This window comes from Persicitalea sp., assembly GCF_041751555.1.
Lineage (GTDB): Bacteria > Bacteroidota > Bacteroidia > Cytophagales > Spirosomataceae > Persicitalea.
Genome location: NZ_JBGSXF010000418.1, coordinates 1 through 6,357, shown reverse-complemented (window position 1 = coordinate 6,357; position 6,357 = coordinate 1). Strand labels below are relative to the sequence as shown.

Here is a 6,357-nt window from a genome sequence, read left to right as displayed (position 1 = left end):
TTGGTGAAATAGTTATCGTTTACAGTGCCAGCGGGGACATGCCCGGGCCACCTAACAATCGTGGGTACCCGAACCCCTCCTTCGTAAACAAATCCTTTCCATGCTCTCAGCGGGTCCATACTTGTGGGCGTTGGGCCCAGTTCGCTCATACCTAATCCGCCGTTATCGGAGGTAAAAACAATAATGGTGTTTTCATCCAGGTTCAGCGCTTTGATTTTATCAATAATTCTCCCTACTCCGTCGTCCAGACTTTCCAGCATTGCCGCGTAATAAGGGTTGTATTTCCCGTCAAATCTGGTATACTTCATCAAGTATTTCTTCAACTTCTCGCCCTTTGGTATAATTAGTATGTGTGGTGCGGAATAAGTTAGGTAGAGAAAAAAGGGCTTGCTTTTATTCTCCTCAATAAATTCAAGGCCGTAATCCGTGAGCTTGTCGGTGAGGTAGTTTTTGCCATTGTCTTCAAAGACGGTCTGCCCTTGACTGGTTATTGAATAATTGTAGTAATCGAGCCCGTTTTTCCCGATCACACTCTCATAATCAAAACCCCGCTTTACTGGCGAAATAGAATCGCCCCTACCCAGGTGCCACTTTCCCACCATCCCCGAACTGTAGCCAGATTCGGTGATCATTTGAGCGAGGGTTACTTCTTGCGAAGGCAAATAATGTTTGAATACTGCGGGTAAAACTGGTGATAGGGGATCCGTTCGCAAACCAGTAATGTAATTTGTGAGATGGAGGCGGGCCGGGTGCTTACCCGTCAAGAGGGCGGCTCGTGACGCTGAACAAATTGGAGACGCCACATAGGACTGCGAGAACTTCATACCCTGCTCTGCCAACGCATCCAAATTGGGTGTACTATTGAACGGATTGCCGTAGCAGCTCAAATCCTTATACCCAAGATCATCCGCCATGATAAATATGATATTCGGCTTCTTCTTTGTGGATTGCGCCTGCGCATCAAATGAGACTAGCGCTAGAAAAATGAGAATAATGGAAAGGGATCTTGACATGATTATTGTTGTAGGATTATCGCTTTTGATAATGGAATTGATTGCCCATCGCGATTAAGCAGCTTAATGCCTAGCACTCTATTCAACATTTATCGTTATAACGGCTTTATTCGAGTCGGTGGAGCCATCGTTCACTTTCCAGGAAAACTGATCAACCCCTTTGAAGCCTTTGTTAGGTTTATAAACCCGGTCGTTACCCACGCCAGTCAATACGCCATGCTTAGGTTTGGAGACAATTGTAAAAGTGTATGGCCCCGGCCCACCGTCAGGATCGCTGTAGGCAAGTTGGATTGATACTTCGCGGTCGGGAGCGACTTTTATACTCACGCTTTCTACCTCGGGAACCGTCTTCTGCGCTGCCTTTTGAACCGAACTACTCCGTTTCGCAACAACAGAGGCGCCCGCTACTGGTCGTTTATCTTCCCGCTCTAAATACAAAGCGACCTCCTTACCGAAACCAGATGGTTTAGCCCAGTCGTTGGCTCCGTCTTTTAGCAGAATGTGTTTCTGTTCATTTATTTTTCCGCTGATGCAGTCCAACCAGCGTAGCGTATAGCGCCCCTTTTCTAAATGATTAATACCTAGCGTACGGGTTGCGTTGGCGCCGTACAGAATATAGTCATAGCCAGGATTGACCAATACGGACTCGGTTTCGTGGGTAGCCAGCGAATCGTTCGGTATCATCTGGTTAAAGTTCGTACGCTCGAAGAAAGTCTGGATGATTTTGCAATCGTTGAGCCATTCACGTGGCGTATTGGCAATATCCATGCCCAGCACCATGACATAGGTACTGGCCATAGCCGCAATCCAATTGCGCTGCCGACATTCTTCCCGGCTGTTATTGGGGATTGAGAATTGGCCGTGTACATAATCTTCCGACATCACTACGCTATACATTCCGTCCGTGTTTGCATAAGCTTCCCGCATCCATTTCCGGTACGGCTCTTTCTCAATCACCACTTTTTTGTCCGTCTGCAGGGCAAACTGGCTGATGTATGGGTCACCCTTATGGTAAAAAATATTGCCTCCGTGCTGATGGGTAGCGATGATATGGTTATGGTCATCGGCCTCATGAATGGCTTCGGCAATCTTCGACACGTGGGCTTGCCAATCTTTTCCAATTTCCTGATCCTCCTCCATTATGCACCAAATCAGGCGTTTATGGTGTTTGAAGCGTTTGACCAATCCCTGAACAAAAGCTTTTTCACCCGAATGCAGATTCCCTTGATCATCAAGCGGCCAGCCCAGTTTTGGGCCGATCCGGATGCCATCGTCATAAATGAAGAAATAGATGAGGATGCCGCTATTGTCCATTTTGGCGAACCACATTTCCCACTGATCCAGAATGTCCTGATTCAGTCCTTTATGATTGTCTTGATCGATCCAGGGGTTGTGTAGTACGTCGGGATAGGTGGTTGGATCCTTTTCATGACTTTTTGTGGCATCGCCACCGTTAGTCCGTACTGCCACGACGTAAGCACTGTTGCCACCATACTGAACCATTTTCTTTACCAACTGCACCTGATCGCCTGACCGGGTTCCATTGGGGTTGCGTTTGCCCCGGTACAGAAAGCCTTCCGGATCGCCGGGGCCACATAAAAAGAAGGGGTCAAGTTGTCCGTCCTTATTCAGATCCCGGTTGTAAACCATCTTTGTCGGGTTATTTGGATCATGGATTACCTGCCCCGGCAAATAGTTGTTTCCCGACATTTGTGGCTGCTGGGCGAACCCAACCGTTCCGATTAATACGATCAACCAATGGTATGGATGAAAGCGCTTTTTCATAATTGAATAGGTCATTTGACTTTGTTGAGAGTGGTAGTGGTATCTGTCTTATGGCTTGGAGTACAGGCCTGACAAGTGCACTCGGCACCCGTTTGATTAATGCCTTGGTCGATTTTACGAACGCCCGTTTTGAACCGCCAGGATTTTAGGCAAAACCGTAGTCATCAGGCAAACAACTACGGTTTCTGTGGACGGGCGGCGTCTATGATCATACTGTCGAACTAGTCTGTTCGGAAGAATTCGCTGCCCCTTTTATCTTTGAGTTTTTTCCTGAGCTCCTGTACCAGCGCACGGTTTTCAGGACGTAGCGAAATGTTCACGTTCTCTTCTGGATCGGTCGCGTGATCATAGAGCATGTCTGAAATAATATTATCTTTTTTGTCGTACCACTCGCTGTAGAACAGGTTCTTTTCAATGTAGGTAACCCCGTTGGCGAACTTGACAACGGCATAATCGTCTTCCGTTTTGCCTGGCTTTTTCAAGCGCTTCACCAGCGACTGCCCGTCCAGGTGGCTGGGTGGTGCCAGTCCGGCCAGCTCGCAGAGTGTAGGGTATATGTCGATAAACTCGGTAATGCTCTGGTTGACTTTCCCTTTGGACATACCGGGAGCCGCTATAATTAGGGGGGCATTCATTGAATTGTTGAAGTTGCAGTGTTTGCCCCATAAGGCGTTTTCGCCCAAGTTCCAGCCGTGGTCGCCCCAGAGTACTACAATGGTGTTGTCGTCGAGACCCGATTTTTTCAGTTCCGCCAGCAGTAAACCCACTTGTGCATCGATGTAGCTCACCGAGGCATAGTAGGCGTGGCGGAGTTTCAGGGCCATATCATCGGATAGGTTGCCTTCCTGCGGGACGGTGGCGTAGCTTCTAAGCTCTTTCCAGGGGTGGAAAGCCTCATCGGGCGCGTCTTTAGGACGATACATATTCGTGGCCAGGCCAATGGCTTTGGGGTCATACAAATCCCAATATTTTTTGGGAGCATTGAAGGGTAAATGGGGTTTATGGAAGCCCACTGCCAAGAAAAACGGCTGCTCCGATTGGCTGAATCCTTGCAGATAATCGCACGCTTTCAAAGCAGTTCTTCCATCAGGATAAGCGCTGTCGGGAACGTCGGCCATCTCGTAAGGGGGGCCAGCCGAAGCCTTGGTGTCGATGGCGATGTTTTCGGGATTCTGGTAGTTACGGGGAGATCCATTCGTCGAGGTTGGCAACCAGAGCTCGTCCCAAGCCTCGCGGCTATCGTCGGAAAAGTGGAAAACCTTGCTGAGCGAGACTGTATGGTAGCCGTTGCTCCTGAAATGCGCGGGCAAAACGGTGGCCGTCGGGTTATCCTTATCGGCCCGTGAGAAGAAATGGAGGAATCGGTAGTCAGTGGGCCGCGTGCCGGTCAGCAGACTGGACCGTGAAGCCCCGCACACGGGTACGTTGCAGTAAGCCCGCGAAAATAACACACCCTGACCGGCCAGTTTGTCGATGTTGGGGGATGAAATGATTTTATTACCATAGCTGCCCAGCTCGGGCCGCAGGTCGTCAACCGCAATAAACAGTATGTTTGGTTTGCGTTTCTCTTTTGTTTGATCCTGCACATTTATGAAGGCCGCCAGCATAGACAAACCAACCAGAACGGTCAGGAGCAAGAGGGAGTTTTTAATTTTTTTCATGTCAACTTATGGGAAATAGGAAGCCGATTTATCTAATGAGTCAATGTCAATTTTTATATCCTTCATTCTGTTGCGTACAGCGTAATCTTCCCGTCTAGACCCAACGGAATCGCCTCGAAGCCCTGCGTCCAGCGGGCAGCGGTAGCATTTTCAGTCAGGCTGCGGGCGTAATTACTCAGCACGGTCGTGTATTTGATTTCCAGCGTATTTCTACCTTTTCTCAATGCACCTGACACTAAAAATAAAGGGCGCCCGTACCAGTTGAGCCCCATTTTTTTTCCATTTACATACACTTCCGACACACCCTTGTAAGTGTTCGGCAGTTCCAGCCAGCATTCTGTTCCGGTGGCGGTGAACGCCGTGGTGTAGGTGGCCGTACCAGCAAAGGTGCTTAGTTGTCGGTCTGTAGAGATGCCAAACGAGGACAGCTTATCAAACGATCGGCTGAAAACGGTACCATTGGCGTGGGTAAACTGTACCTGCCAGGGGCCATCAATGCTGCCTACTGATCTGCCCGGTTCATGGTGCCCGGCCAGGGGTTTCGGCGTGTCGGTTCGGGTGGGTTCAAATACAATGAGTTTTGATTTCAGCGGGGCCAAGGTGATAGGCAAAGCACTTGCGGAAGCGGCCAGCACATGACGCGTCCCGGTTTCGGGATTCCATAACCAGGGGGTCTTACCGTTCATCGGAAAGTTGGCCTGGAGGGTGACGGCTTTCCGACTGTTGGAATTGACAAAAAAATAAATGTCGCGCTCACCGGCCACTTGCCGAATCTGAAACACGTTTTTGTCGGGTTTGACTAGTTGCACGTCGGGTGTCAGGGCTGCGTCGGCCAGGAGTTTGGTGGTCCAGATTAGCAAATCTTGGTTGGCCGACGGGCTTTTTACCTGAATAAGTTGCGAGGCGTATTTATTCTGTATTTCGGCAAACGCACCGATCACAGTCCGGTCATTGTCAAGAGCGTTTTGCTGGGAGAGTGAGCGGTGCGGTAGTTCGTCAATCACGACTAGCTTACCACCCTGTTGCACAAATCTCAGCAGAGCAGTAGCGGTGGCTGGATCAAGGGACTGCACACTGCCCAGTACGATGGCTTCGTAGGTCATTGGGCCATATTTGAGCGTTCCACTCGATACGTCGCCCTCCCGGATGATGGTTTCGTCGATATAATCGCAGGAACTACCCGCCTGACTAATTGATTCCCACAGGTGATGGAAATACGCCGGCTCGCTGTGAACCGGCACCCGAATCAACCCTTTCTGCGACCAGATGTCGGGGATAGGACCAAGTAGGGCCAGTTTTTTTACCGGGCTGGATTGCTGAAACACGGACGACAGCCGGGCGTTGTAATCGGCCCAGTGGTTCAGGTAAGGCCACCAGGTGTTTTGCTCGCTGAAATAGGCTCCGTACCGAATCCAGCCCGGAAAACCTGCTGCCGGGGGCGAGTAGTTGTAGCCGTGCAGAATGGTGTGGTTGATGCCCGTGATAAAGTTCATGTCGTCGTGCCGCTTAATCTCCTCCAGTGAGGTTTTGAACACGCCCTTTGTGTTGGTCATAGCTTCGCAGCTGATAATTTTTCTGCCTTTCAAATGGCCCCCGACAGCTGCATACAAATTCCAGATAAGGTAGCCGTGCGCTTGATTCCAGCTCCATTCATCGGTTTCCATATCGACCGAATAAATCCAGTTGTTTCCTTCCGGAATGTCGGGAATAAGGTTGCCCTCCATCATCCCCATCAGCAGGGGCGTGCCGTAAGACTGGTATCGGCCTTTCACCCCGTTTTCGGTGGAGAATTGCTGGAATGGCTCGACAAAATTTTTCATAAAGAGACGCACCAACAGCCTGTTGTAATCGTAGCGGACGCGGCTCAACGTATTGTCGAAGGCTGGGTCGGGTTCGGG

General features: G+C 49.9%; 4 protein-coding genes. All 4 read right to left on the bottom strand.

Annotation, left to right across the window (positions count from 1 at the left end):
- The coding region (locus ACEW8P_RS14690) for a sulfatase-like hydrolase/transferase (RefSeq protein WP_373513831.1) at positions 1–1,013 on the bottom strand (1,013 nt) is incomplete at its 3' end.
- Between the two features lie 78 nt (positions 1,014–1,091).
- The gene (locus ACEW8P_RS14685) at positions 1,092–2,798 is read right to left on the bottom strand and encodes an Ig-like domain-containing protein (protein ID WP_373513830.1); all 1,707 of its coding nucleotides are present in this window, start codon (positions 2,796–2,798) and stop codon (positions 1,092–1,094) included.
- Between the two features lie 221 nt (positions 2,799–3,019).
- The gene (locus ACEW8P_RS14680; RefSeq protein WP_373513829.1) at positions 3,020–4,459 is read right to left on the bottom strand and encodes a sulfatase; all 1,440 of its coding nucleotides are present in this window, start codon (positions 4,457–4,459) and stop codon (positions 3,020–3,022) included.
- A 62-nt stretch (positions 4,460–4,521) separates the two neighbouring features.
- Positions 4,522–6,357 (bottom strand): glycosyl hydrolase (locus tag ACEW8P_RS14675; RefSeq protein ID WP_373513828.1); only part of this gene is annotated, 1,836 nt, incomplete at its 5' end.